Origin of the sequence: Mesorhizobium sp. WSM2240, from assembly GCF_040438645.1 — a bacterium.
In the GTDB taxonomy this organism is placed as follows: domain Bacteria; phylum Pseudomonadota; class Alphaproteobacteria; order Rhizobiales; family Rhizobiaceae; genus Allomesorhizobium.
Map to the genome: position 1 here is coordinate 1,757,830 of NZ_CP159253.1, position 23,029 is coordinate 1,780,858.

The 23,029-nt window shown below is 63.0% G+C and carries 22 protein-coding genes and 1 pseudogene; 12 read left to right on the top strand and 11 right to left on the bottom strand.

Annotated elements, in window-relative coordinates:
- Window positions 1–27 precede the first annotated feature (27 nt).
- Entirely contained in the window at window positions 28–720 is a 693-nt protein-coding gene (locus ABVK50_RS08405) for a glutathione S-transferase family protein (RefSeq protein ID WP_353641995.1), read from the bottom strand.
- Window positions 721–790: 70 nt separating this feature from the next.
- On the opposite strand from ABVK50_RS08405, the gene ABVK50_RS08410 reads away from it, so the two are divergent.
- Window positions 791–1,303, top strand: a complete 513-nt coding sequence (locus ABVK50_RS08410; protein ID WP_353641994.1) for a DinB family protein — start codon at window positions 791–793, stop codon at window positions 1,301–1,303.
- Window positions 1,304–1,310: 7 nt separating this feature from the next.
- Entirely contained in the window at window positions 1,311–2,612 is a 1,302-nt protein-coding gene (locus ABVK50_RS08415; protein WP_353645976.1) for an amidase, read from the top strand.
- 2 nt (window positions 2,613–2,614) lie between these two features.
- On the opposite strand, the gene ABVK50_RS08420 is transcribed toward ABVK50_RS08415, so the two are convergent.
- The gene (locus ABVK50_RS08420) at window positions 2,615–3,376 is read right to left on the bottom strand and encodes an ABC transporter permease (protein ID WP_353641993.1); all 762 of its coding nucleotides are present in this window, start codon (window positions 3,374–3,376) and stop codon (window positions 2,615–2,617) included.
- A complete protein-coding gene (locus tag ABVK50_RS08425; protein WP_353641992.1) occupies window positions 3,373–4,299 on the bottom strand; it encodes an ABC transporter ATP-binding protein in 927 nt (308 codons plus the stop codon). Before ABVK50_RS08425 ends, ABVK50_RS08420 begins: the two co-directional genes overlap by 4 nt.
- Before the next feature lie 197 nt (window positions 4,300–4,496).
- Here ABVK50_RS08425 and ABVK50_RS08430 point away from each other — a divergent pair, with 197 nt between their 5' ends.
- The 3 genes and pseudogenes from ABVK50_RS08430 (at window position 4,497) to ABVK50_RS08440 (ending at window position 9,094) form a co-directional block, all read left to right on the top strand.
- The gene (locus tag ABVK50_RS08430) at window positions 4,497–6,374 is read left to right on the top strand and encodes an ABC-F family ATP-binding cassette domain-containing protein (protein WP_353641991.1); all 1,878 of its coding nucleotides are present in this window, start codon (window positions 4,497–4,499) and stop codon (window positions 6,372–6,374) included.
- 404 nt (window positions 6,375–6,778) lie between these two features.
- On the top strand, window positions 6,779–6,961 hold the full coding sequence (locus tag ABVK50_RS08435; protein WP_353641990.1) for a hypothetical protein: 183 nt from the start codon (window positions 6,779–6,781) through the stop codon (window positions 6,959–6,961).
- 10 nt (window positions 6,962–6,971) lie between these two features.
- Window positions 6,972–9,094, top strand: a pseudogene (locus ABVK50_RS08440) (molybdopterin oxidoreductase family protein).
- Window positions 9,095–9,101: 7 nt separating this feature from the next.
- On the opposite strand, the gene ABVK50_RS08445 reads toward ABVK50_RS08440, so the two are convergent.
- The 5 genes from ABVK50_RS08445 to purM all read right to left on the bottom strand — a co-directional run bounded on the left by ABVK50_RS08445 (window position 9,102) and on the right by purM (window position 12,081).
- The gene (locus ABVK50_RS08445; protein ID WP_353641989.1) at window positions 9,102–9,395 is read right to left on the bottom strand and encodes a type II toxin-antitoxin system RelE/ParE family toxin; all 294 of its coding nucleotides are present in this window, start codon (window positions 9,393–9,395) and stop codon (window positions 9,102–9,104) included.
- The gene (locus tag ABVK50_RS08450; RefSeq protein WP_353641988.1) at window positions 9,388–9,675 is read right to left on the bottom strand and encodes a type II toxin-antitoxin system ParD family antitoxin; all 288 of its coding nucleotides are present in this window, start codon (window positions 9,673–9,675) and stop codon (window positions 9,388–9,390) included. The genes ABVK50_RS08445 and ABVK50_RS08450 overlap by 8 nt, the downstream gene beginning before the upstream one ends.
- Before the next feature lie 87 nt (window positions 9,676–9,762).
- On the bottom strand, window positions 9,763–10,278 hold the full coding sequence (locus ABVK50_RS08455; protein WP_353641987.1) for a histidine phosphatase family protein: 516 nt from the start codon (window positions 10,276–10,278) through the stop codon (window positions 9,763–9,765).
- Between the two features lie 28 nt (window positions 10,279–10,306).
- Window positions 10,307–11,020, bottom strand: a complete 714-nt coding sequence (purN, locus tag ABVK50_RS08460) for a phosphoribosylglycinamide formyltransferase (protein ID WP_353641986.1) — start codon at window positions 11,018–11,020, stop codon at window positions 10,307–10,309.
- A complete protein-coding gene (purM, locus tag ABVK50_RS08465; protein ID WP_353641985.1) occupies window positions 11,017–12,081 on the bottom strand; it encodes a phosphoribosylformylglycinamidine cyclo-ligase in 1,065 nt (354 codons plus the stop codon). Before purM ends, purN begins: the two co-directional genes overlap by 4 nt.
- Window positions 12,082–12,272: 191 nt before the next feature.
- Between purM and ABVK50_RS08470 the strand changes: the two genes are divergently transcribed.
- The 4 genes from ABVK50_RS08470 to ABVK50_RS08485 all read left to right on the top strand — a co-directional run bounded on the left by ABVK50_RS08470 (window position 12,273) and on the right by ABVK50_RS08485 (window position 15,557).
- On the top strand, window positions 12,273–12,830 hold the full coding sequence (locus ABVK50_RS08470; RefSeq protein WP_353645975.1) for a CDP-alcohol phosphatidyltransferase family protein: 558 nt from the start codon (window positions 12,273–12,275) through the stop codon (window positions 12,828–12,830).
- Window positions 12,802–13,998, top strand: coding sequence for an AI-2E family transporter (locus ABVK50_RS08475; protein WP_353641984.1), 1,197 nt, complete (start codon window positions 12,802–12,804; stop codon window positions 13,996–13,998). The genes ABVK50_RS08470 and ABVK50_RS08475 overlap by 29 nt, the downstream gene beginning before the upstream one ends.
- Entirely contained in the window at window positions 13,985–14,686 is a 702-nt protein-coding gene (gene hdaA, locus ABVK50_RS08480) for a DnaA regulatory inactivator HdaA (protein WP_353645974.1), read from the top strand. Before ABVK50_RS08475 ends, hdaA begins: the two co-directional genes overlap by 14 nt.
- A 97-nt stretch (window positions 14,687–14,783) precedes the next feature.
- Window positions 14,784–15,557 (top strand): GGDEF domain-containing protein, encoded by a 774-nt coding sequence (locus ABVK50_RS08485; protein WP_353641983.1) that lies wholly within the window; start codon window positions 14,784–14,786, stop codon window positions 15,555–15,557.
- A 48-nt stretch (window positions 15,558–15,605) separates the two neighbouring features.
- On the opposite strand, the gene ABVK50_RS08490 is transcribed toward ABVK50_RS08485, so the two are convergent.
- The 3 genes from ABVK50_RS08490 to ABVK50_RS08500 form a co-directional block, all read right to left on the bottom strand.
- Window positions 15,606–15,818 carry a hypothetical protein gene (locus ABVK50_RS08490; protein ID WP_353641982.1) on the bottom strand — a complete coding sequence of 71 codons (213 nt, stop codon included), beginning with the start codon at window positions 15,816–15,818 and terminating at the stop codon, window positions 15,606–15,608.
- Window positions 15,819–16,018: 200 nt separating this feature from the next.
- A complete protein-coding gene (gene fabF / locus ABVK50_RS08495) occupies window positions 16,019–17,323 on the bottom strand; it encodes a beta-ketoacyl-ACP synthase II (RefSeq protein WP_353641981.1) in 1,305 nt (434 codons plus the stop codon).
- A 47-nt stretch (window positions 17,324–17,370) separates the two neighbouring features.
- A complete protein-coding gene (locus ABVK50_RS08500) occupies window positions 17,371–17,949 on the bottom strand; it encodes a TetR/AcrR family transcriptional regulator (RefSeq protein WP_353641980.1) in 579 nt (192 codons plus the stop codon).
- Window positions 17,950–18,035: 86 nt separating this feature from the next.
- Between ABVK50_RS08500 and ABVK50_RS08505 the strand changes: the two genes are divergently transcribed.
- From ABVK50_RS08505 to ABVK50_RS08515, 3 genes are all read left to right on the top strand, one after another.
- Window positions 18,036–19,145, top strand: a complete 1,110-nt coding sequence (locus ABVK50_RS08505) for an efflux RND transporter periplasmic adaptor subunit (RefSeq protein WP_353641979.1) — start codon at window positions 18,036–18,038, stop codon at window positions 19,143–19,145.
- Window positions 19,146–19,182: 37 nt separating this feature from the next.
- On the top strand, window positions 19,183–19,635 hold the full coding sequence (locus ABVK50_RS08510; protein WP_353641978.1) for a nuclear transport factor 2 family protein: 453 nt from the start codon (window positions 19,183–19,185) through the stop codon (window positions 19,633–19,635).
- 123 nt (window positions 19,636–19,758) lie between these two features.
- On the top strand, window positions 19,759–22,878 hold the full coding sequence (locus ABVK50_RS08515; protein ID WP_353641977.1) for an efflux RND transporter permease subunit: 3,120 nt from the start codon (window positions 19,759–19,761) through the stop codon (window positions 22,876–22,878).
- Window positions 22,879–23,029: the final 151 nt, after the last annotated feature.

Sequence of the window (23,029 nt, forward strand, 5' to 3'; positions counted from 1 at the left end):
TGCCAAGCCCGAGGCGCTTCGGTCGCTCTATGCCGCAGCCGGAACCTTTCGGCCAATGCCGCCGTGCAGATCGAGGCAGCGGCCGAACCATTCGGCCACCGGATCAACCGCGGCGAGCGCCTGGAAGGGGGAGGTGATGCGCACCCACTGGAATGCGCCGAAGACGATGTAGTCGGCGAACAGCGGCGAAGCGCCGCCGATCCAGGGCTGGTAGGAAAGCATTGACCTAAGCGGTTCCAGCGAGGTGCGGAACGCGGCGAGGCCGGCCTCGCGGCCGGCCGGCACCTCTTCGAGCGGCTTGCCGAAGCGCGCCTCGCGGCTTTTGCGGAAATAGGCCTGATCCTCCGGCGCCAGAACGTCGTGGATGTCCATCAGCGCCGCCGAACCGAGATAAGGATGGATAATCAACTGTGACCAGCGCTCTATGAAGCGCGCCATCGCCTTGCCGCCGTCACCGCCGAACAGCGTCGGCCGGTCCGGATAGGCGTCCTCCAGATAAAGCGCGATTGCGAAGGAATCGGCGATAGTCTTATCGCCGTCGCGGATCACCGGAACGATCTTGCTGACGCCGCCCTCGACGCCCGGCACCGCGGTGAATGGCGTCGGCACGCTCTTGAAATCCAGGCCCTTGTGGGCAAGCGCCATCGCCGTCTTCCAGCAATGTGGGCTGAACGGGCGGGACGCATCGCGGCCGACGAGATCGTAGAGCAGAATGGTCATTGGCGCTTCTTTCACTGCAGTTTAGGAATGGCGCGCATATTCAGCGCTTCGCGCGTCAAAGGTAAAGTCCATGAAACAGCATTTCACGATGTTCGCGGCCTATAATTCATGGGCCAACCAGCGGGTCTATGACGCGGCGGCGGCACTCTCGCCCGAAGAGTTCCGGCGCGATACCGGGGCGTTCTTCAAGTCGATGATGGGCACGCTCAACCATCTCGTGGCAGCCGACCGCATCTGGATGAAGCGCTTCACCGGCGAGGGTGATGCGCCGACCGCGCTCGACGCCATCATCCACGAGGATTTCACCAAACTCCGGGCGGCGCGCGAGGCGGAGGACAAGAGGATCGCCAAATGGATCGGCAGCCTGGGCGAAAAGGCGTTCTCGGGGCGATTCACTTACATGACCGTCACCGACATGCGTACCGTATCTCAACGGCTCGCGCCCGCGCTCGACCATTTCTTCAACCATCAGACCCACCATCGCGGACAGGCGCACATGATCCTGACTGTGCTCGGCAAGCCGTCGCTTCAGCTCGACCTGATCTACTTCCAGCGCACCGAAGAGGGCAGGGCCTATGCGTGAGCCGGCGGTGGGCTCGACCAGGGACCGGCTCGAAGAAATCCTCGCGCGGCTCGCCGATCGCGCGGACGATGAACGGGTTTTCCTGAAGCTCTATTCCGAGCTGGCCAGGCTCGCTGCTGATGCGGCGGATGCGCGCCGCAAAGCGGGGATTTCGCTCGGCCCGCTCGACGGCAGAATTGTCTCGATCAAGGATCTGTTCGATGTCGCCGGCGAGACGACGACTGCTGGTTCGGCAGCACTTGCCGAAGCACCGCCAGCGGCCCGGGACGCCGCAGTCGTGGGGCGGCTGAGGCGGGCAGGGGCCGTGATCATCGGCAAGACAAATATGACTGAATTCGCCTTTTCCGGCATCGGCCTCAACCGGCATTTCGGCACGCCGGGCAACGCGGCGGATGCGACGCGCGTTCCGGGCGGCTCGTCGTCGGGCGCAGGCGTATCCGTTGCGGAAGGGACGAGCGATATCGCTATCGGCTCGGATACGGGCGGATCGGTGCGCATTCCCGCTGCGTTGAACGGCGTGGTCGGCTTCAAGCCAACGGCCGGGCGCGTTCCGCTCTCAGGCGCATTTCCGCTGTCCGCGACGCTCGATTCGATTGGCCCGCTGGCGCGCAACGTGGCGGATTGCGCAATCGCTGACGCGGTGATGGCCGGTGAGGAGCCGGACGCACTTGAGCCATTTCCTCTGGCCAGCATGCGCATCGGCATTCCGCAAGGCCGCCTATTCGGCGACATCGATGCTGCCGTGGCCGAGGGCTTTGCGCGCAGCCTGAAACCGCTGGAGGCAGCCGGCGCGATAATCGCCGACCATTCAGTCGACGACCTGCTGAACAATATGGCCGAAGCGACGAAAGGAGCCTCTATCGCATCGGTGGAGGCAGCAGAAATTCATGCCGACTTGGCCGCGACTCCGGCATGGTCGCTGGTTGATCCGCGTATCGGCGGGCCGATCAAACGCCGCGCCGCCGTTCCGGCACACGCCTATATAAGGATACTGCGAAAGCGGGCGGCGCTCGCCGCCGCCATGGACCGGCGGCTGATGCCGGTAGATGTGCTGGTTTTGCCGACGACGCCGATCGTCGCACCGGCCATCCAGCCGCTGCTGGAGGACGATGACCTCTACGACCGCACCGACGGATTGCTACTTCGAAATCCGCAGGTCGCCAACCAGTTCGATCTGGCCGGCATTTCGCTGCCGATGCCGGGCATGAGCCTTCCGGGCGGCTTCATGCTCTTGGCGCGCAACGGCCACGATCGGCGCCTGCTGAGCATCGCAGCCGCCGTCGAGGAATCTTTCCGCCGCGCTTCCTGAGATTACGTCTTCAACCGGTAGCCGGTGCGGAAGATCCAGGCGACGACGGCGAGGCAGATTGCCAGGAAGACGAGCGTCATGCCGAGGCTGATGCCGACGCTGACGTCGGCCGCGCCGTAAAAACTCCAGCGGAAGCCGCTGACTAGGTAGAGTACCGGGTTGAACAGTGTCACGTTCTGCCAGAAGGGCGGCAGCATGCTGATGGAATAGAAGCTGCCGCCGAGGAATGTCAGCGGCGTGACGATGAGGAGCGGCACAAGCTGCAGCTTCTCGAAGCCGTCGGCCCAGATGCCGATGATGAAGCCGAACAGGCTGAACGTGACCGCCGTCAGCACCAGGAACAGGATCATCCAGAAGGGATGAACGATCGTGAGATCCACGAAAAGCGCCGCGGTCGCCAATATGATCGTTCCGAGGATGACCGATTTGGTTGCCGCCGCCCCGACATAGGCGATGGTGATCTCCAGGAACGACACCGGCGCCGAGAGGATTTCATAAATCGTGCCGACGAATTTCGGGAAATAGATGCCGAACGAGGCGTTGGAGATGCTCTGGGTGAGCAGCGACAGCATGATCAGCCCCGGCACGATGAAGGCGCCGTAGCTGACGCCGTCGATCTCTGGGATGCGTGAGCCGATGGCCGCGCCGAAGACGACGAAATAGAGCGACGTCGATATGACCGGCGAAACGATGCTTTGCAAAAGGGTGCGCCAGGTGCGCGCCATCTCGAAGATGTAGATCGCGCGGATCGCGTGGAAATTCATGACCGCTCCCTCACCAGACTGACGAAGATCTCCTCGAGCGAGCTCTGGTTGGTCTGGATATCCTTGAACCGTATTCCCGCCGCACTGAGATCCTGCAGCAGCGTCGTGATGCCGGTTCGCTCGCCTTGGGTGTCGTAGGTGTAGACCAGTTCGTGGCCGTCTTCGGCGAGTTCCATTCCGTATGAGCGCAGGTTCTCCGGGATGGCGGCCAACGGGTGCTGGAGTTGCAGCGTCAGCCGTTTCTTGCCGAGCTTGCGCATCAGCTCGACCTTGTCCTCGACGAGGATGAGCTCGCCATGGCTGATCACCCCGATACGGTCGGCCATCTCCTCGGCCTCCTCGATGTAGTGGGTGGTGAGGATGATGGTGACGCCGGTATCGCGCAATGAGCGCACGACATTCCACATGTCGCGGCGCAATTCCACGTCGACGCCGGCGGTCGGCTCGTCGAGGAACAGGATTCGCGGCTCGTGCGACAGCGCCTTGGCGATCATCACCCGGCGTTTCATGCCGCCCGAGAGCGTCATAATCTTGCTGTCCTTCTTGTCCCAGAGCGACAGGTCGCGCAGCACGCGCTCTATATGCGCTGGGTCGCGCCCTTTGCCGAACAGGCCGCGGCTGAAGCTGACCGTCGCCCAGACCGTCTCGAACGCGTCCGTCGTCAGTTCCTGCGGCACGAGGCCGATCTGCGAGCGGGCCTGACGGTAATCGGAGATGATGTCGTAGCCGTCGGCGTGGACCGTTCCTTCCGTCGGATTTACGATGCCGCAGATGATGCCGATCAGCGTGGTCTTGCCGGCGCCGTTTGGTCCCAGAAGCGCGAATATCTCGCCGCGCCTGATCTCCAGGTTGATGTTCTTGAGCGCCTGGAACCCGGACTCGTAGGTCTTGGAAAGGTTCGAGACGGAAATGACTGGCTGCATGGGAATGGCGATGCGGTTGGAGGGGCGACGCGAGACGCTGGGTGGATCGCAATATGGCGGGATCGAAAAGTCAGACGAATATATGGGCTGCGGGTGAATGCACAAGGTGGCCAAGCCGGTATGCTGTCAAGCGCGCCTTGTGGCCGCGCGAATGGCGGCCCTTGCCTTCCGCGGTAGTCTCGGCCAAAACGCCGCCCATGCTAATCATCAATGATCTTTCGCTCCGTATAGCCGGACGCCTGCTCCTCGATCACGCCTCGCTGACGCTGCCGGCGGGAACGAAGGCTGGTCTTGTCGGCCGCAACGGCACCGGCAAGACCACGCTGTTCAAGGCGATTACCGGCGACATGTCGGCCGAGACCGGCTCTGTCAGCCTGCCCAAGAACACGCGCATCGGACAGGTGGCGCAGGAGGCGCCCGGCACCGAGGAGCCGCTGATCGACATCGTGCTCAAGGCCGACGTCGAGCGAACCGCGCTGCTCGCCGAGGAGCAGACGACGACCGATCCGCACCGCATTGGCGAGATTCACATGCGGCTGGCCGACATCGACGCGCATTCGGCGGAAGCGCGCGCGGCGACCATCCTGGCCGGCCTGGGCTTCGACTCCGAGGCGCAGAAGCGGCCGGCTTCTTCTTTCTCCGGCGGCTGGCGCATGCGCGTGGCGCTGGCGGCAGTGCTGTTTTCTGAGCCGGACCTTCTGCTGCTCGACGAACCGACGAACTATCTCGATCTCGAAGGCACGTTGTGGCTGGAAACCTATGTTTCGAAATATCCGCACACTGTCCTGCTGATCTCGCATGACCGCGACCTGCTCAATCGTGCGGTCAATTCGATCGTGCATCTGGAGAAGCAGAAGCTGACTTTCTGGCGCGGCGCCTACGACCAGTTCGAGCGCCAGCGCGCCGAACAGGCGCTGCTGCAGGAGAAGAGCCGCGCCAAGCAGGAGGCGGCCCGCAAGCACATGGAATCCTTCGTGGAGCGGTTTCGGGCCAAGGCTTCCAAGGCGCGCCAGGCGCAGTCGCGGCTTAAGGCGCTGGAGCGGATGAAGCCGATTGCCGCGGTGGTAAACGAGACGGTGCGGCCGTTCTCCTTTCCTGAGCCGGTGAAGACGGTGGCTTCGCCGATCATTGCGCTCGACCGCGTCGATGTGGGCTATCAGCCGGGTCACCCGATCCTGAAAAAGATGACACTCCGGATCGACGCCGACGACCGTATCGCGCTGCTCGGCGCCAACGGCAACGGCAAGTCGACCTTCGCCAAGCTTCTGGCTGGCCGGCTGAAGGCGGAGACCGGCACGATGACGATCGCTCCGGGGCTGAAGGTCGCGATTTTCGCCCAGCACCAGCTCGACGATCTGCGGCCGGAGGAGAACGCCTATGAGCATGTCCGTCGCCTGATGCCGGAGGCGCCGGAATCGAAGGTGCGAGCGCGGGTCGCGCAGTTCGGCCTGGCGACGGAGAAGATGAATACGCCGGCCAAGGATCTGTCCGGCGGCGAAAAAGCGCGGCTGTTGATGGGGCTCTCGGCATTCGAGGGCCCGAACCTGTTCATCCTAGACGAGCCGACGAATCATCTGGATATCGATTCGCGCGAATCGCTGATCCATGCGCTCAACGATTTTCCGGGCGCGGTGATCCTGATCTCGCACGATCGCCATCTGATCGAGGCGACGGCCGACCGGCTGTGGCTGGTCAAGGACGGGCAGGTGAATCCCTATGACGGCGATCTGGCGGATTATCGCCAGCAGGTCACCGGCGTTGCTGGCGATCGCAAGGAGCGGCGCGAGGCGGAAAAGGCATCCAAGGCCGACCGCCGCCGCGAGGCTGCCCAGCGCCGCGCCGCCTTGGAACCGGTCGCCAAGGAGATCCGCGCCACCGAGGCGCTGATGGACCGCATCCGCAAGCGCATCGACGGCATCGAGGACGAGCTTGCCAATCCGGCGGTCTATGAGAAGGATCCTTCGACAGCGACGCGGCTCGCCAAGGAGCGCTCGCAGCTTGCCCAGACGCTGGCCGGCCATGAGGAAAAATGGCTTGCATTGTCGACGGAATATGAGGAAGGCACGGCGGAGTAGATCGACTTATGGGGGAGCCAACCTTCGACCGCGTCTGCCTAGAGGACTGCTATTTCCTCGGAATGATCGCTGATGGAACGCGGCTTCGTCTGCGCGTATTATTTGCCCTACTGCCTAGTCACCCTTTCTATGCGCGGCCTCTTCCAAATGAAGCGTATTGCTACCGTGAGGGCGATATCACGTTTGAATCGCCCCATATAGCCGAGTTGCATGCCGCTCAAGTCGGTCTAACAAAACATCGGATAACTGCTGATCCAGATGGCACACTAGATCTGGGAAGCATTGAGGTCGTTACGGAAGGTGATCACTACCGCGTCATAACCGAGTGGTTCGATCTAAGACTTAGCGCCGAAAGCGTGTCTGTGACGATGGAAGCTGGAATCGATTCGGACTAGGATCATCCTATGAACCAGCATCAGGAAGCCGAGGACTTCTTTCGTGCGAGAGCGGCAAGGGCTGACCGCAATGCCTTTCTCGATTTTCTCGACGGCGGAGGAAATGAGCCTCCTCCCGAAGGCGATGTCCTTCCAGCAAAACCTGCGCATGTAAAATCGATAAGCGGTGTACGCGGCGGGAAGACCGGCTAAAGTCCATCTCATGAACCAGCACGCTAGGATAAGAATCGGCCATTCGGCCTGTCCGCATGACTGTCCTTCGACCTGTGCGCTCGACGTGGAGATCCTTGACGGCAACCGCATCGGCAGGGTGCACGGGGCGAAGGAGAACAGCTACACGGCCGGTGTGATCTGCGCCAAGGTGGCGCGCTATGCTGACCGCATCCACCATCCCGACCGGCTTCTGAAGCCGCTGGTGCGCGCCGGCGACAAGGGCGAGGGCGTCTGGAAGGAGGCAAGCTGGGAAGCCGCGCTCGATCTCGTGGCGGAAAAGTTCATAGCCGCGGAGGAGAAGCACGGCTCGGAGACGGTCTGGCCGTATTTCTACGCCGGAACGATGGGTTTGGTACAGCGCGACGGCATTGAGCGGCTGCGCCACGCCAAGAAATATTCGGGCTTCTTCGGCTCGATCTGCACCAATCTCGCCTGGACGGCTGGATGATGGGCGCCGGAGCGTTGCGGGGGCCGGACCCACGCGAGATGGCGAAGTCAGATTGCGTGGTGATCTGGGGCACCAATGCGGTGGTCACCCAGGTCAATGTGATGACCCACGCGGTCAGGGCGCGCAAGGAACGCGGGGCGAAGATCGTCGTCATCGACGTGTATGAGAACGCGACGATGAAGCAGGCCGACATGGGGCTGGTGCTGAAGCCCGGCACCGACGGCGCGCTGGCCTGCGCCGTCATGCACGTGCTGTTCCGCGACGGCATGGCCGACTGGAACTATCTCGAAAAATACACCGACGAGCCGAAGGGGCTGGAAGCGCATCTGGCGACCCGCACGCCCGAATGGGCCGCTTCGATCACCGGCCTTTCGGTCGAGGAGATCGAAGCCTTCGCGCGGCTGGTCGGCACGACGAAAAAGACCTATTTCCGGCTTGGCTACGGGTTCTCGCGCCAGCGCAACGGTTCGGTGAACATGCACGCGGCCATGTCCATCGCGTCGGTGACGGGATGCTGGCAATATGAAGGCGGCGGCGCTTTCCACTCCAATTCGGGCGTGCTCAAGCTCAATGGCGAGCTGCACGAGGGCACGCGGCTGCGCGATCCCAACATCCGCTATCTCGACCATTCGCGGATCGGCGCCGTGCTGACGGGCGCTGCCGACGCCCTGTATGGCGGCCCGCCGGTCACCGCGATGCTGATCCAGAACACGAATCCGGCCAATGTGGCGCCCGAGCAGCGGCTGGTGAAGCAAGGTTTCCTGCGCGACGACCTCTTCACCTGCGTACACGAGCAGTTCATGACCGACACTGCGAAGCTCGCCGATGTCGTGCTGCCGGCCACCATGTTCATGGAGCATGACGATATCTACAAGGGCGGCGGCAATCAGCACATCACCCTGGGACCGAAGCTGATCGACCCGCCGGAAGGGCCGCGCACAAATCACTTCGTGATCGAGGAGTTGGGTAGGCGGCTGGGTGTGTCGCATCTGCCGGGCTTCGGCATGACAGAGCGCGAGCACATTGAAATCATGCTCGAAAAGAAGGGGCTGAGCAGCTTTGACGCATTCAGAGAGGAGCGCTGGGCCGACCTGCAGCCGGATTTCGAAGAGGCGCATTTCCTCAAGGGTTTCGGTCATCACGACGGAAAGTTCCGCTTCAAGCCCGACTGGACCGGGCAGGCGGCGCCCAACCGTCCGCCGAAGAGCATGGGCATCTTCGGCCCGCATGAACTTCTGCCGGCATTTCCCGACCATGTGGACCTGATCGAGGTTGCGGACGAGGCGCACCCGTTCAGGCTAGCGACATCGCCGGCGCGCAATTTCTTGAACTCGACCTTCACCGAAACGCCGGTTTCGAAGGCGCGCGAAGGCCGGCCGGAACTGCTTATCCATCCCGAAGACGCGGCGTCGCTGTCGATATTGGACGGCGACCGCGTCGAGATCGGCAATTCGCGTGGCGAAGTGGTGCTGCACGCCAAGCTTTTCGACGGGATGAAACGCGGCGTGGTGATCGCCGAAGGTATTTGGCCGAACGATGCGCATGAACGCGGCGAGGGGATCAACGTGCTGACCGGCGCCGATGCCCCCGCGCCTTATGGCGGCGCGGCGTTCCACGACAACAAGGTGTGGGTGCGGGCTGCCAAATCGAACGGCGCGGACTGAGGCGCGTCTATAGGAGCGTCGTCAGATCGCGCGCGCCGTGCACGACGCGGACAATCTCCACGTGTTTACCCATGTGCCGGTAAAGAACCAGATAACTTCCGACAACCAGCGCGCGCGCATCTGGAGCGATATCGGGCCTTCGCGAGCCGGAATCGGGGAATGTCGCAAGCTGCTTGATCCGAACAGCGAAGGTCTCGAGAACCTGATCTGCTGCGGCGGGATTGTCCATCGCGACACTGCACCAGATGTCGATGAGATCGTCTTCAGCCGCCGGGCTGCGGACGATCCAATACTCAGCCATTGCGCGATGTGTCCGATCCGTTCTCGAACCGGTTGCGCGCGCGCCGCACAATGTCGTCGATATCAAACGGCTCGGGCCGGCCGCTTTCAAGCCCTTGGGCCCAGGCTTTTCTTAGTCGATCTAACTCCGCTTGGCGCAAGGGTTGCCGAAGCCGCCACTCACGCAGGGCCTCACGGATGACCTCACTTGCCGAACCATATTCACCAGTGGCGACGGCCTTCTTGACCACATCGAGCAGTTCCGGCGACAGCGCTACGCTTACTTTTTCGACAGACGACATTCGGCGAACTCCTTGGGAAAACTGGTAGCAAATTTTGCTACCAGTTTCAAGATTCGGTATCGATTTGGGGATAAGCCCCGCCGACCTTCAGCCGAGGTCTTTGGGTCGCAGAAAATGCGTCAGCCGCGCACGGCCGAGGCCAAGTTCGACCCATTTGCCGTCGAAATCAAAGCGGGCGAGCGCAGCGGTCGGGAATTTTTCGTGAAGCCGCTTCAGGGCTTTGGCCCCCGAATCGTCGCCCGCAAGCTGCTTGGCGAGGTCTTCGAAACCGGGATTGTGGCCGAGGATGAGCAGGGTTCTCACTGCTTCCGGCGTTCGCCGAATTTCGGACAGCACGTCTTCCGCTGCAGCGTCATAGAGGGTGTCGGGGAAATCGACTGAGACGGAGCTGGGCAGTGCGGCCGCGACCACCTCCCATGTCTCGCGCGTGCGCGCGGCCGGCGACACCAGCGCCAGTTGCGGCAGCCAGTTGCGGGCGGCAAGTTCTCTCCCCATGCGCTCAGCAGCTTTGCGTCCGCGCGGGGCGAGCGGCCGGTCGAAATCCATGAGTGACGGATCGTCCCAGCTCGACTTCGCGTGGCGCAACAACAGCAGCTGTTTCATGAACCCGGTTTGCGGTTGACGGGCTGTGTCACGGCGTGAAGCGGGCGAGTTGCTCCAGGTCGACGGCTTCGCGGATAGCACTTGGCGAAGACAGGAAACCGCCTGCGCTCTGCTCGACCAGTTCGGTATCGGCAAAGACAGTGCGGCCGTTTTCCATACGCGCCATGCCGAGCGCGACCATGCGCAGGGCGAGCGGATAGAGATGGTGCTCGGCCTTGAGCACGCGCGCGGCAAGCGTGGCTTCGGTGTCGTCCAGAAGCACCGGGACCGCCGCCTGCGCGATGATCGGGCCGGAATCGGTTTCGGCCGTGACGAAATGGACCGTGCAGCCGTGGATGCGCATTCCGGCTTCGAGCGCACGTGCATGGGTGTCAAGCCCCCGGAAGGCGGGAAGCAGGGCGGGGTGGATGTTGAGCATCCGTCCCTTCCATTTTTCCACGAAACCGGTGGTCAGGAGCCGCATGTAGCCGGCGAGGCACACTATCTCGGCCTCGAAGGCCGAGAGCGCATCGTCGATTGCCGCGTCGTGGGCTTCCTTGCTGGAAAAATCGCCCCGCGCGATTGTGCGGGCCGGCAGATCCTTGGCTGCGGCGATATGGAGGCCGCGCGCGTCGGCCTTGTCGGAGATGACGCCGACGATCTCTGCCGGGAAGTTCCGCTCGGAAGCCGCCTCGATCAGCGACGCCATGTTGGAGCCGCGCCCGGAAATCATGATGACTGTGCGTTTGCGGCTGATGCTCATAGCGCGATCGCTCCCCGGTAGATGACGCCTGCGTCGCGGCGCGGCACGATGCGGCCGATCGGCGATACGGTTTCGCCGGCCTCTTGGAGCACGGCCGCGACCTGAGCGGCCTGGCCCGAGGCGACGACGAGGATCATGCCGACGCCGCAATTGAAGGTGCGCATCATCTCGTTCGGCGCGACACCGCCCGTCTTGGCGAGCCAGCCGAACACCGGCGGCACGTCGATCGCCTCGAGGTCGAGTTCGGCGGAAAAGTCCTTGGGCAGCACGCGCGGTATGTTTTCGGGAAAGCCGCCGCCGGTGATGTGCGCCAGCGCCTTGATGCCGTGAGTGCCGCGTATCGCCTTCAACACCGATTTCACATAGATGCGAGTAGGCTCGAGCAGCGCTTCGGCCAATGTGCCTTCGTCGGCGAAAGGCGCGGCGTCCTGCCAGCCGACGCCACTTGCGGCGACGATGCGGCGGACCAGCGAAAAACCGTTGGAGTGCAGCCCGGATGAGGCGAGGCCAAGCAGCACGTCGCCCTCGACAATGTCGTCGGTGGGCAGGAGCTGGCCGCGTTCGGCGGCGCCGACGGCAAAGCCGGCGAGGTCGTAGTCGTTGCCGTGATACATTCCGGGCATTTCCGCCGTCTCGCCGCCTATCAGCGCGCAGCCGGCTTGGCGGCAGCCTTCGGCAATGCCCGCGACGATTGCCGCGCCCTGGTCGGGATCGAGCTTGCCCGTGGCGAAATAATCGAGGAAGAACAGCGGCTCCGCGCCCTGCACGACGATATCGTTGACGCACATCGCGACGAGGTCGATGCCGATCGTGTCGTGCTTGCCGGCCTCGATCGCGACTTTGAGCTTGGTGCCGACTCCGTCATTGGCGGCGACCAATATGGGATCGGAAAAACCGGCGGCCTTCAGGTCGAACAGCCCGCCGAAGCCGCCGATCTCGCCATCCGCGCCGGGACGCCTCGTCGAGCGGACCAGCGGCTTGATCTTTTCCACCATCGCATTGCCGGCGTCGATGTCGACACCCGCCTCGGCGTAGGTGAGTCCGTTTTTCCGTTCGCCCATTTCGCTTCCCTGGCTGCGGCCGCTATCATGGCGCTATTCGCATGAACCGTCACGCCCCGCAAGAAGACGAGCGGATGCCGGGCAGGTTCGGCGAGCAGGCAGCCTGCAAACAGGACTTGCGCGCCCGCACCTTGAGGCCGATGCTCGTTTTGACCATGTATCGGAAGGGGCGATCTGAATATGGAGATGATGTGACCGTCGCCAACATGATCACGATCCTGCGCTTTGTGCTGGTGCCGGGCGTTGTCTATGCGCTTTTGGCCGGCCACATGGATTGGGCCTTCGCCGGCTTCCTGATTGCGGGCATTTCGGACGGTGTCGACGGCTTCGTCGCCCGGCACTTCAACCAACGCTCCGAACTTGGCGCGTATATGGACCCAATGGCCGACAAGCTGCTGCTGGTCAGCGTTTTCGTCGTGCTGGGCTTTATGGGCGAACTGCCTCTGTGGCTGGTGATCGCCGCCGTCTCGCGCGACGCGCTCATAGTATGCGCCGTGCTTCTGTCGACGATCATGGGCAGGCCGGTGGCCATGAAACCGCTGATGGTTTCCAAGGCCAACACGCTCATCCAGATCGTGCTTGCAGCTGTGGTGCTTGCCGAACTTGCCTTCGAAACGCTTTTCGGCCCGCTCCGCACGGGCCTGATATTCCTGTCCGGGCTCTTGACCGTGGCTTCGGCCGCAGCCTATCTCGTTGCCTGGCTGAGGCATATGAGCGGCTATGGCGAAAGCAAGACTCCAGACAGTTGACGTGACGCTGCAGGACGCCGCCGCCGCCGCGTTCCGCCGGCAGATCCTGTTCTGGACCACCACCGCCGTCATCCTCGCGGTATTCATCTATCTGTTCAGCGACATCCTGCTGCCTTTCGTGGCCGGCATGGTGCTCGCCTATTTCCTTGACCCGGTCGCCGACCGGCTCGAGCGGCTCGGCCTGTCGCGGGTGATGGCGACGATCCTGATCCTGATCGCCTTCCTTATCGTGCTGGTGCTCGCACTGGTGATACTGATCCCGGTGCTCGCCTCCCAGCTTTCCGATTTCATCGTCAGGCTGCCGGAATATCTGAGCCGCTTCCAGGCATTGGTCACCTCTTATGATCCGAACTGGTTGGAACAGAGATTCGGACTGGATGCGGGCAGCCTGCAGGAGGGCCTGAATTCGCTGCTGACGTCGGGCATGGGCCTCGTCACCACTGTGTTTCAGTCTATCTGGAGCTCAGGCGTCGCCATATTCAGCATTGCCGGCCTGTTCATCGTCACCCCGGTCGTGGCGTTCTACATGCTGCTCGACTGGGACCGCATGGTGGCGACCGTCGACGGCTGGGTGCCGCGCGACCATGTCGAAACGGTCCGCCAACTCGCCACCGACATCAATACCGCGACGGCGGGTTTCGTTCGCGGGCAGGGCACGCTCTGCCTGATCCTCGGCGCCATGTACGCTTTCGGGCTGACGCTCACCGGCTTGAACTTCGGCATCCTCATCGGCCTCTTTGCCGGGCTGATCAGTTTCATCCCCTATGTGGGCTCGCTGGTCGGGCTGGTGCTTTCGGTCGGTCTCGCGGTCGTGCAGTTCTGGCCGGACTGGACCATGGTGCTCGCGGTGGCCGGCGTTTTCTTCGCCGGCCAGTTTATCGAGGGCAACATCCTGCAGCCGCGCCTTGTCGGGAAAAGCGTCGGGCTGCATCCCGTCTGGCTTATGTTTGCGCTGTTCGCGTTCGGCGCGCTGTTCGGCTTCGTCGGCTTGCTGATCGCGGTGCCGGCGGCGGCGGCGGTGGCGGTGCTGGTTCGCTTCGCCATCTCGCGCTATCTCGAATCGCCGCTCTACAAGGGCCATGTCGAAGAACCAGTGAAGGCCAAGGCCGTCCGGCAGACCAAGCCGGCGGGTGGCGCCGGTGAACGTGACGGCGATGCGCGCGCCTGAAAAACCGCGCCAACTGCCGCTCGATCTCGGCCATTCCACGGGCTATTCGCGCGACGACCTCGTGGTTTCGGACGCCAACAGGCAGGCCGTGGCGCTGATCGACCGCTGGCCGGACTGGCCGGCGACTGTGGTCGTGCTGGCCGGTCCGGCCGGCTCGGGCAAATCGCATCTGGCTTCGATCTGGCGCGAAGGGACCGGCGCGGCGGTGCTAGATCCGGCACGGATCGAAACGGACGCCGCCGCACTCGAAACCGGCCGGCCGGCACTGATCGACGACGCGGACCTCGGCGGCCTCGACGAGCAGGGACTGTTCCATCTGATCAATGCGGCGCGGGCGGCCGGCACACATGTGCTGCTTACCGCGCGGCGGTTTCCCGCGGCCTGGGGCGTGGCGCTCCCCGACCTTATCTCGCGGCTCAAAGCCGCAGCAACGGTAGAAATCCACGAGCCGGACGATCTGCTTCTGGCAGGCGTCATCACCAAGCTGTTCGCCGACCGGCAGATCGAGGTCGATCCCAATGTGGTGCAGTTCCTGGTACGGCGCATCGAGCGCTCGCTGGCGACGGCCATACGCATCGTCGACCGGCTGGACCGCGCGGCCCTTGAGCACAAGACGCGCATCACGCGCAGCCTTGCCGCCGATGCAATCGACGCTATCGACCGCGGCCAGGCCGAATTCGAGATATAGAAGCTGCACAATCGCAAATAGCGCCGTTCGACGCAGCGGCTAAAAATTTAGGCAATTCGATAAACGGTATTTCACGCCGCGCGCGCAATATCCGCGCATGGACCAGCGGACGAAACGCATCGTGGGGAGGCTTTCGATCGTCATCGCTATTGCGGTGGCGTCGACCTATGCCATTTCATTTTCCGTCCGGTGGGCTGCCGGCATGCCGATCGATTGGCTGAGCTGGATCGAATGCCTGGTCATTCCGATCGTCATCGGAACGCCGATCGGCTGGTATGTTTTCTCGCAGGCCGAAAACCTCCAGGCTGCGCATGGTAGACTGGAGAAGGCGCATCTGGACCTCAACAAGGCGCACGAGCGCCTCGCCTTTATCGCCCGCCATGACCACATGACAGGCCTGCTCAACCGTGAAGGCTTTCTGCATCAGCTCGAACAGCACCGCGAGCGCAACGACAGCCACGTCGTGCTGATCGTCGATGCCGACCATTTCAAGCGCATCAATGACCGCTACGGCCATCCCAAGGGTGACGAGGCGCTGATGAAGATCGCGAAGGCGCTGCAATATGCGGTGCGCCGGAAGGACGTCGTCGGCAGGATCGGCGGCGAGGAGTTCGGAATATTGCTGGTCTCGGTCAGCCTCGAGGAAGCCATGCAGATGGCCGACCTCATTCGACGGCAAGTGCAGTGCATCCCCTGGAATCCGGATGCTTCGGAGGCGCCTGGCCTCACCGTCAGCATCGGCGGTGCGGTGATGGATCGCTCTGCGAAAGTCGCCGACGTGCTGCGCCAGGCGGACCGCTGCCTCTATGAAGCCAAGCGGCTCGGCCGCAACCGCGTCGCTTTCGACTATTCAATCCCGGCAGTGGCGTAGCTCAGCACGTCTTGAGGCCGCACGCGGGCCTACCAAGATCTATGCAAGTCATTGGGCGCGGTCACTTTCGGGAGAATTGCTTTCCTTCAGGCGCTGGAGACGCAGTTCCTCGTCTTCCGCCATCTTCGCCCACTTCCGCTTCAGCCGCTCTTCGATTCCGAAGAGTGCCCGAATGCGCCTTCGGATACCCCAGTAGGCGCGCTCCAAAAAGCTCTGACTCAATGCATACACCCCCATCTGTTGTCGCAACACCAATACCATGCCTGGCGGCGGGACCCCAAAAGCGGAGGAAACCACGGCGCGCCAGATGGAGCAGCATGCGCCCAAGCCTGGCTGGAGGCAACCGGGGGAATGCACGCCTGCCACGGAAGCAGGAAGCACACGACAATGCCCGCCTCCGGCAGGGGATCAGACGGGAGTCGTGATCGCATGCGCCGGATTGCTAGGTCAGAGGCAAGATTTCAGTCACGGGACGCTCCGGTGCTCGCGCCGGCCAGTTCGTCCGTCCAGCGCCGGAATAGCGCGCTGGCATTGACTCCTCCGAAGCCAAAGCCATTGGAGATCGCGTATTCCATCGCCATTGGCCGAGCCCGGTTTGCGACGAAGTCGATTCCGTCGCCGGCCGTATCGGGAGCGCTCAGATTGAGTGTCGGCGGCGCCACCTGATCCCTGAGCGCCAGAATCGCGAAGATGGCTCCGAGCCCGCCGGCGGCGCCAAGCAGGTGTCCGGTCGCCGATTTCGTCGCGCTGACAGCAATCGCGAAATCGCGCCCGAACAGCCTCTTGATCGCTTCCATCTCGCCCAGATCTCCGACCGGCGTGGAAGTCGCATGCGCGTTGAGGTGGCTGACGTCGCGCGGCGAAATTCCTGCCTGAGCGATTGCTATCTCCATGGCCCGGCGCGCGCCGTCGCCGTCCTCCGGTCCTGAGGTGACGTGGTGAGCGTCCGCGGTCGTGCCGTAGCCGACGAGCTCGGCGAGCGGCTTTGCACCTCGCGCAAGCGCGTGGTCCAATTCCTCGATTACCAGGACACCGGCTCCCTCACCCATGACGAAGCCGTCCCGTGACATGTCGAAAGGTCGGGAAGCTTCATCAGGACGATGATTGAAGGATGTCGAAAGGGAGCGTGCCGCGGCAAACCCGCCGAGGCTGACGATGTTCATGCACGCTTCCGTGCCACCGCACACGGCGATGTCGGCCTCGTTGGCGCGGATAAGACGAGCCGCGTCGCCGATCGCCTGGATGCCGGCTGCACAGGCCGTCACCGGTGCACCGAGCGGACCTTTGAAGCCGTGGCGGATCGAGATCTGGCCTGCCGCGAGGTTCACCAGGAAGGACGGCACCGTAAAAGGCGACAGACGGCGGACGCCGCGCCGGTCGACCGTGCGCACCGCCTCGGTTATGGCGGGGAAGCCGCCGATGCCCGAGGCGATGATCGTGGCCGTGCGCAAGCGATCCGCTTCCGAGAGGGGTCTCCAGTCCGCCTGAGCAAGCGCCTCGTGTGCAGCCGCGAGCCCGAAGAGGATGAAGCGGTCTACCTTGCGCTGGTCCTTCGGCGCAAAGACGGAATTCGGATCAAACCCAGCTTCGGGGTCTTCTTCCAGGGAGGGGACCACTCCGCCGACTTTCGCCGGCAGGTCTCCCACCACATCGTCCGAAAGCCTCCGGATACCCGAGCGACCGGCCAGGAGGCGCGACCAAGACGCTTCGATATCTGCAGCAAGGGGCGTGACCGCTCCCATGCCCGTAACAACAATCCGTCGCATCTATTCTCCTATCAGTTCGGCTGCGCCGTCAGCGCTGCCCAAGCCGTTCAAGCGGCGACGGCTGCGCGAACCTGTTTTCTCGCCGCATCCAGAAAGGCCTGGGCGAGGTCGGGGTCATTGACGACGCGCGATAGAATCACCGCACCGACCATCGTCGAGAGAACGGCCATGGCCTTGTCATCGGTCTCCTTGCCGTCGGTCGCGGCAGTCAACCGGCCGAGGATTCCGAGATACTCCCTGATCCCCGCTTCGAACGACGCTTTCACGTCGCTGCCTTGCCTGGCTGCGTCCGAGCCGAGCGCCACGATCGGGCAGCCGTCCATCCTTTCTCCGCGATGGTCCATGCTGAGGTAGAATGCGATCACCGCGCCAAGCGGATCCTCGGATTTTTCCGCGGTCGCGGCCGACCATCGGTGGGTGGCGCTCTCCATCGCCCGCCTGGACGCCTGCGCTGCCAGGTCCTCCTTTGACGCGAACTGCTTGTAAAAGGCGCCTTGGGTCAGCCCGGCGCCCTTCATCAGATCCTTGAGGCCGATGCCGTCAAAGCCGTGCTCCCGAAAAAGCCGGCTTGCCACATTGATTACGGTTTCGCGGTTTTCCGCAGCCTGCATGCGACTTACACGCATCATCAATTTCCTTTTTTAGATTGCATTCGTAATCTATACGCTATATAGAGTGCGAACGCAATCTATTTTGACATGAGGCGACGAGCGTGAAAAAGAGACCCGTTCTTGTGCTGGGAGCATTCCTGACCGCAGTCTCAGGGACGGCTGCATTCGTCACACTTGCCATTCCCACGCAGGGAGCCTCTGCCGTGAGCGACCCGAGGCAGGAGGCGCCGATCGTCAGACTGGTGACGGCAGCGCGGGTGACCGGGGCCGAACGCGGCTTCACGGGCATCATCGGAGCGAGGGTGGAGAGCAATCTCGGTTTCCGCGTCCCCGGAAAGATCGTGGAACGGTTCGTGGATGTCGGACAGGAGGTCAAAGCCGGCCAGCCGCTGATGCGGATCGACGACACCGACCTTCGCCTCGCACTCACGGCCAAGCGCAACGCCGTTGCCGCAGCGCGTGCAATAGTCGCTCAGACAGAACCGGATGAACGGCGATACGCCAGTTTGCTCAAAGATGGATGGGTCGCCCGACAGCGCTACGAGCAGGCGAAGGCTGCATTGGATACAGCCGAGGCGCAACTCGCCGCCGCCGAAGCCGAAGCACGGGTCGCCGAGAATGAGGCGACCTATGCTGTCCTGGTAGCGGACGCGGGTGGAACGGTGGTCGAAGCGCTTGGCGAGCCGGGGCAGGTCGTCTCTGCCGGCCAGCCGGTGGTCCGGATCGCCCAGGCAGGCCCCCGCGAAGCGGTGGTCGCGCTTCCCGAAACGATCCGGCCGGCGATCGGCTCGGTGGCCGAGGCCAGCGTGTATGGGGGAGATGGGCGTCGCTATACGGCACATCTCCGGCAGCTGTCGGACTCCGCCGATGCCCAGACCCGTACCTTTGAGGCCCGCTATGTGCTTGACGGTGAGGCCGCGGCGGCACCGCTTGGCGCCACGGTAACCATTCGGCTTGCAAGCCAGGCGAGCCAGCCGGAAGTCCAGGTGCCGCTGGGAGCCGTGCTCGATGACGGCGAGAAGACCGGCGTCTGGGCTTTGGACAGCGCCACCTCGACCGTGCGCTTTCAGCCCGTCAAGCTTGTCCGTGTGACCAGCGAAACCGCCGTGATCTCCGGACTGAACTCTGGCGATCCGATTGTTTCGCTCGGGGCCCATCTTCTGCAGGAGGGCGCTCGCGTCAGGACTGCGTCTCAAAGCAGGGCCAACTGAGCTTCAATCTTTCCGCAATCACCGTTGGAGAGGTCCAATGCTATACAGTTCCATCGTCGAGAAAGAAATCCGAAAGACCTTCGACCACGTCAACAACCATCGCTGGGACGAGGCGGTGAAAGCAGTCGCGCCGCACGTCCATCACCGCGTTTCCGGCGCCCACGCGCTTGGTGGTGAGCGCCACGGCAAAGAAGCCCTGCGCCGCTGGTTTGAGCGCCTCGGCCGCGTCCTGCCCAATCTCCATATCAAGGTCAACAACGTCTGGGTGAAGGGCTGGCCGTGGCATACTACCGTGTTTGCCCAGTGGGACGGCACCGCAACGCTGCTCAACGGCGACGCGTCGTACGTCAACCGTGGTCTCCATGTGTTCACCCTGCGGTGGGGCAGGGTCTATGCACTCGAGGAATTTCAAGATTCACAAGCAGCGGCCCATGCTCTTGCCGCCCAAGCGGCAGCTGGCCTCGAAGAGGCTGCCGCCGAACAATTGTAAGCTAGCGGAGCGCGCAGTTGGAGGCCCACGCCTTCGGATAAGCGCAGTTCACTCGGCACCAACTTCTGCAGGACGGCGCGAGCGTCGGGACGACGAATGCCGAGGAAATAGGATAGCCAACCGATGAACCTCAATCTTTCCGCGATCGCCGTTCGCGAACGCGCCGTCACCCTGTTCTTCATTCTCCTGCTGGTGGCCGCCGGCGCCTACGCGTTCGTCATGCTCGGGCGGGCGGAGGACCCCAACTTCACCATCAAGACCCTGACGGTCACGACCGTATGGCCGGGCGCGACGGCGCGCGAGATGCAGGACCTCGTCGCCGAGCCATTGGAGAAGCGGCTTCAGGAGCTGACCTGGTATGACCGGGTTGAGACGACCACGCGGCCGGGTTACGCCTATATGACGGTCACGCTGAAGGACAGCACACCGCCTTATGTGGTGCAGGAGGAGTTCTACCAGGCCCGCAAGAAGCTCGGGGATGAAGCCCGCAACCTGCCGTCCGGTGTCTTCGGCCCCTTCGTCAACGACGAATATTCGGACGTGAGCTTTGCCCTTTATGCTCTCAAGGCGAAGGGCATGCCGATGCGTGAGTTGGCCAGGCAGGCCGAGGCGATCCGCCAGGACCTCCTGCACGTATCAGGCGTCAAGAAGATCAACATCCTCGGCGAGCGGCCCGAGCAGATATTCGTCGAGTTCTCCTACGCCAAACTGGCGACCCTCGGCGTCTCGGCGCAGGATATCATTGCCGCCTTGCAGCGGCAGAACACCGTCACACCGGCCGGCTCGATCGACATCCAGGGACCGCAGGTCTTCATCCGGGTCGACGGCGCTTATGACAGTGTCCAGGCGATTGCCGACACACCGATCGTCACTGCGGGGCGGACCCTGAAGCTCTCTGACATCGCCGACGTCCGCCGCGGCTACGAGGATCCTCCGACCTACCTTATCCGACGCCAGGGTGAGCCCACCATCATGCTCGCAGCCGTTATGCAGGAGGGCTGGGACGGTCTCGCGCTCGGCAAGGCGCTGGAGGACAGGACTGCGGAAATCGCGCAGACACTGCCCCTCGGAATGACGCTCGACAAGGTGACTGATCAGGCCATCAACATCACGCATGCAGTTGACGAATTCATGATGAAGTTCGCGATGGCGCTCGGAGTGGTGCTGCTGGTGAGCCTGCTCAGCCTAGGCTGGCGCGTCGGCATTGTCGTGGCGGCTGCTGTCCCCCTGACGCTTGCCGTCGTGTTCCTCATCATGCTGGAAACCGGCCGGTTCTTCGACCGCATCACGCTCGGCGCCCTCATCCTGGCGCTCGGTCTTCTCGTCGACGACGCCATCATCGCCATCGAGGTCATGGTGGTGAAGATGGAAGAGGGCATGGACCGCATCAAGGCCGCGGCCTATGCGTGGAGCCACACCGCGGCGCCGATGCTGTCCGGAACACTCGTGACGATCGCCGGGTTCCTGCCGGTGGGCTTCGCGCGCTCGACGGCCGGCGAATACGCCGGCAACATCTTCTGGGTCGTGGGATTCGCCCTTATCGTCTCCTGGATCGTCGCGGTGATCTTCACGCCTTATCTTGGCGTCAAGATGCTGCCTGAGATCAAACCGGTCGAGGGCGGTCACCACGCGATCTACGACACACCGAACTATCGGCGTCTGCGACGGCTCATCACCTTTGCCGTGCGCCACAAGTTCGTAACCAGCGCTATCGTCGGCATCGCCTTCGCGCTTTCCGTTGTCGGCATGGGCTCCCTCAAACAGCAGTTCTTCCCGACATCCGACCGCCCGGAAGTGCTGGTGGAGGTTCGCCTGCCGGAAGGCACCAGCATCGAGACGACGACCGCCACAGTCGAGAAGCTCGAAAACTGGCTGGACGAACAGCCCGAGGCTGAGATCGTCACGAGCTATGTCGGTCAGGGCGCGCCCCGCTTCTTCTTCGCAATGGCGCCGGAACTGCCTGATCCCGCCTTCGCCAAGATCGTCGTGCTGACACCGGACGCGGCGGCGCGCGAGGCCTTGAAGCACCGGCTCCGGGAGGCGGTTTCACAGGGGCTTGCACCTGAGGCCTATGTGCGCGTCACTCAGCTTGTGTTCGGACCCTACACGCCGTTCCCGGTCGAGTTTCGGGTCATGGGACCTGATCCCGCACAATTGTACGGTATTTCCGAGAAGGCCCTCGACATCATGCGAGGCGTCCCGGACGTACGGCAGGCCAACCGCGATTGGGGCAATCGCACGCCCGTACTTCGCTTCATCCCGGATCAGGATCGGCTGAACCTCATCGGCCTCTCGCCGGCCGAGGTGGCCCAGCAACTGCAATTCCTCCTCACCGGCATTCCCGTTACGCAGGTCCGTGAGGACATCCGCAATGTCCCCATCGTTGCACGCAGCGCCGGCGGCGAGCGGCTGGATCCGGCACGTCTGGCGGATTTCTCGTTGATAAGCCGGGACGGCCGGCAGATTCCGCTCGACCAGATCGGCCATTCGGAAGTCCGTCTGGAAGAGCCGATCCTGAAGCGCCGCGATCGCACACCGGTCATCACGATCCGCTCGGATATCAACGAGGCGACCCAGCCTCCAGAAGTTTCCAAGGAGATCATGAAGGCCCTTCAGCCGCTGATCGCATCCCTTCCGGCCGGCTATCGCATTGAACTGGGTGGATCGATCGAGGAGGCTGAAAAAGCCAACACCGCGCTGGGTAAAGTCTTCCCGGCCATGATCGCCGCCATGCTGATCGTCATCATGCTGCAGGTGCGATCCTTCTCCACGATGGCCATGGTCATGCTGACGGCGCCGCTCGGCCTCGTAGGCGTCGTGCCGATGTTGCTCGCCTTCAACCAGCCCTTCGGATTCAACGCTATTCTGGGAATGATAGGACTGGCCGGCATTTTGATGCGCAACACGCTCATCTTGACCGAACAGATCAAGGAGAACCGTGCTGCCGGCCTCGACGACTATCACGCCGTCATCGAAGCCACGGTGCAACGCACAAGGCCCGTGGTCCTGACCGCACTTGCCGCCGTTCTGGCCTTCATTCCTCTCACGAGCTCCGTTTTCTGGGGATCGATGGCCTATACGCTGATCGGCGGCACGGCGGTCGGCACGGTGCTGATCCTGCTCTTCCTTCCCGCGCTCTATGCCGCGTGGTTCCGGATCAAACCAACAGCAGACGACGTTCAAGAGGAGCCATCCGGCTCGACGGATGAACCGGAAATGCAAACAGCAATTGCTGCCGAATAGAGCTCTGTTGTCGCAGGAGGCGGTTCAAGTTCTCGCCCGCTGGCTTTGCCTGAACGCAGGGCCAGCTGCGATAGCCGAATTCGGCATGAGCCGCGCGTTCGGGCAAAGTGTTACCTATGTCTCTGGAATAAATGGAACCCATGCGTCCGGA

Excerpts from the sequence above, each read along its gene's own strand:
- ABVK50_RS08515 (WP_353641977.1), top strand. The coding sequence starts at position 19,759 with ATGAACCTCAATCTTTCCGCGATCGCCGTTCGCGAACGCGCCGTCACC.
- hdaA (WP_353645974.1), top strand. The coding sequence starts at position 13,985 with ATGCGCGCGCCTGAAAAACCGCGCCAACTGCCGCTCGATCTCGGCCAT.
- purN (WP_353641986.1), bottom strand. The coding sequence starts at position 11,020 with ATGAGCATCAGCCGCAAACGCACAGTCATCATGATTTCCGGGCGCGGC.
- ABVK50_RS08410 (WP_353641994.1), top strand. The coding sequence starts at position 791 with ATGAAACAGCATTTCACGATGTTCGCGGCCTATAATTCATGGGCCAAC.
- fabF (WP_353641981.1), bottom strand. The coding sequence starts at position 17,323 with ATGCGACGGATTGTTGTTACGGGCATGGGAGCGGTCACGCCCCTTGCT.
- ABVK50_RS08405 (WP_353641995.1), bottom strand. The coding sequence starts at position 720 with ATGACCATTCTGCTCTACGATCTCGTCGGCCGCGATGCGTCCCGCCCG.
- ABVK50_RS08475 (WP_353641984.1), top strand. The coding sequence starts at position 12,802 with ATGGCGAAAGCAAGACTCCAGACAGTTGACGTGACGCTGCAGGACGCC.
- ABVK50_RS08445 (WP_353641989.1), bottom strand. The coding sequence starts at position 9,395 with ATGGCTGAGTATTGGATCGTCCGCAGCCCGGCGGCTGAAGACGATCTC.
- ABVK50_RS08490 (WP_353641982.1), bottom strand. The coding sequence starts at position 15,818 with ATGGTATTGGTGTTGCGACAACAGATGGGGGTGTATGCATTGAGTCAG.
- ABVK50_RS08485 (WP_353641983.1), top strand. The coding sequence starts at position 14,784 with ATGGACCAGCGGACGAAACGCATCGTGGGGAGGCTTTCGATCGTCATC.
- ABVK50_RS08510 (WP_353641978.1), top strand. The coding sequence starts at position 19,183 with ATGCTATACAGTTCCATCGTCGAGAAAGAAATCCGAAAGACCTTCGAC.
- ABVK50_RS08430 (WP_353641991.1), top strand. The coding sequence starts at position 4,497 with ATGCTAATCATCAATGATCTTTCGCTCCGTATAGCCGGACGCCTGCTC.
- ABVK50_RS08500 (WP_353641980.1), bottom strand. The coding sequence starts at position 17,949 with ATGCGTGTAAGTCGCATGCAGGCTGCGGAAAACCGCGAAACCGTAATC.
- purM (WP_353641985.1), bottom strand. The coding sequence starts at position 12,081 with ATGGGCGAACGGAAAAACGGACTCACCTACGCCGAGGCGGGTGTCGAC.
- ABVK50_RS08425 (WP_353641992.1), bottom strand. The coding sequence starts at position 4,299 with ATGCAGCCAGTCATTTCCGTCTCGAACCTTTCCAAGACCTACGAGTCC.
- ABVK50_RS08455 (WP_353641987.1), bottom strand. The coding sequence starts at position 10,278 with ATGAAACAGCTGCTGTTGTTGCGCCACGCGAAGTCGAGCTGGGACGAT.
- ABVK50_RS08435 (WP_353641990.1), top strand. The coding sequence starts at position 6,779 with ATGAACCAGCATCAGGAAGCCGAGGACTTCTTTCGTGCGAGAGCGGCA.
- ABVK50_RS08450 (WP_353641988.1), bottom strand. The coding sequence starts at position 9,675 with ATGTCGTCTGTCGAAAAAGTAAGCGTAGCGCTGTCGCCGGAACTGCTC.
- ABVK50_RS08420 (WP_353641993.1), bottom strand. The coding sequence starts at position 3,376 with ATGAATTTCCACGCGATCCGCGCGATCTACATCTTCGAGATGGCGCGC.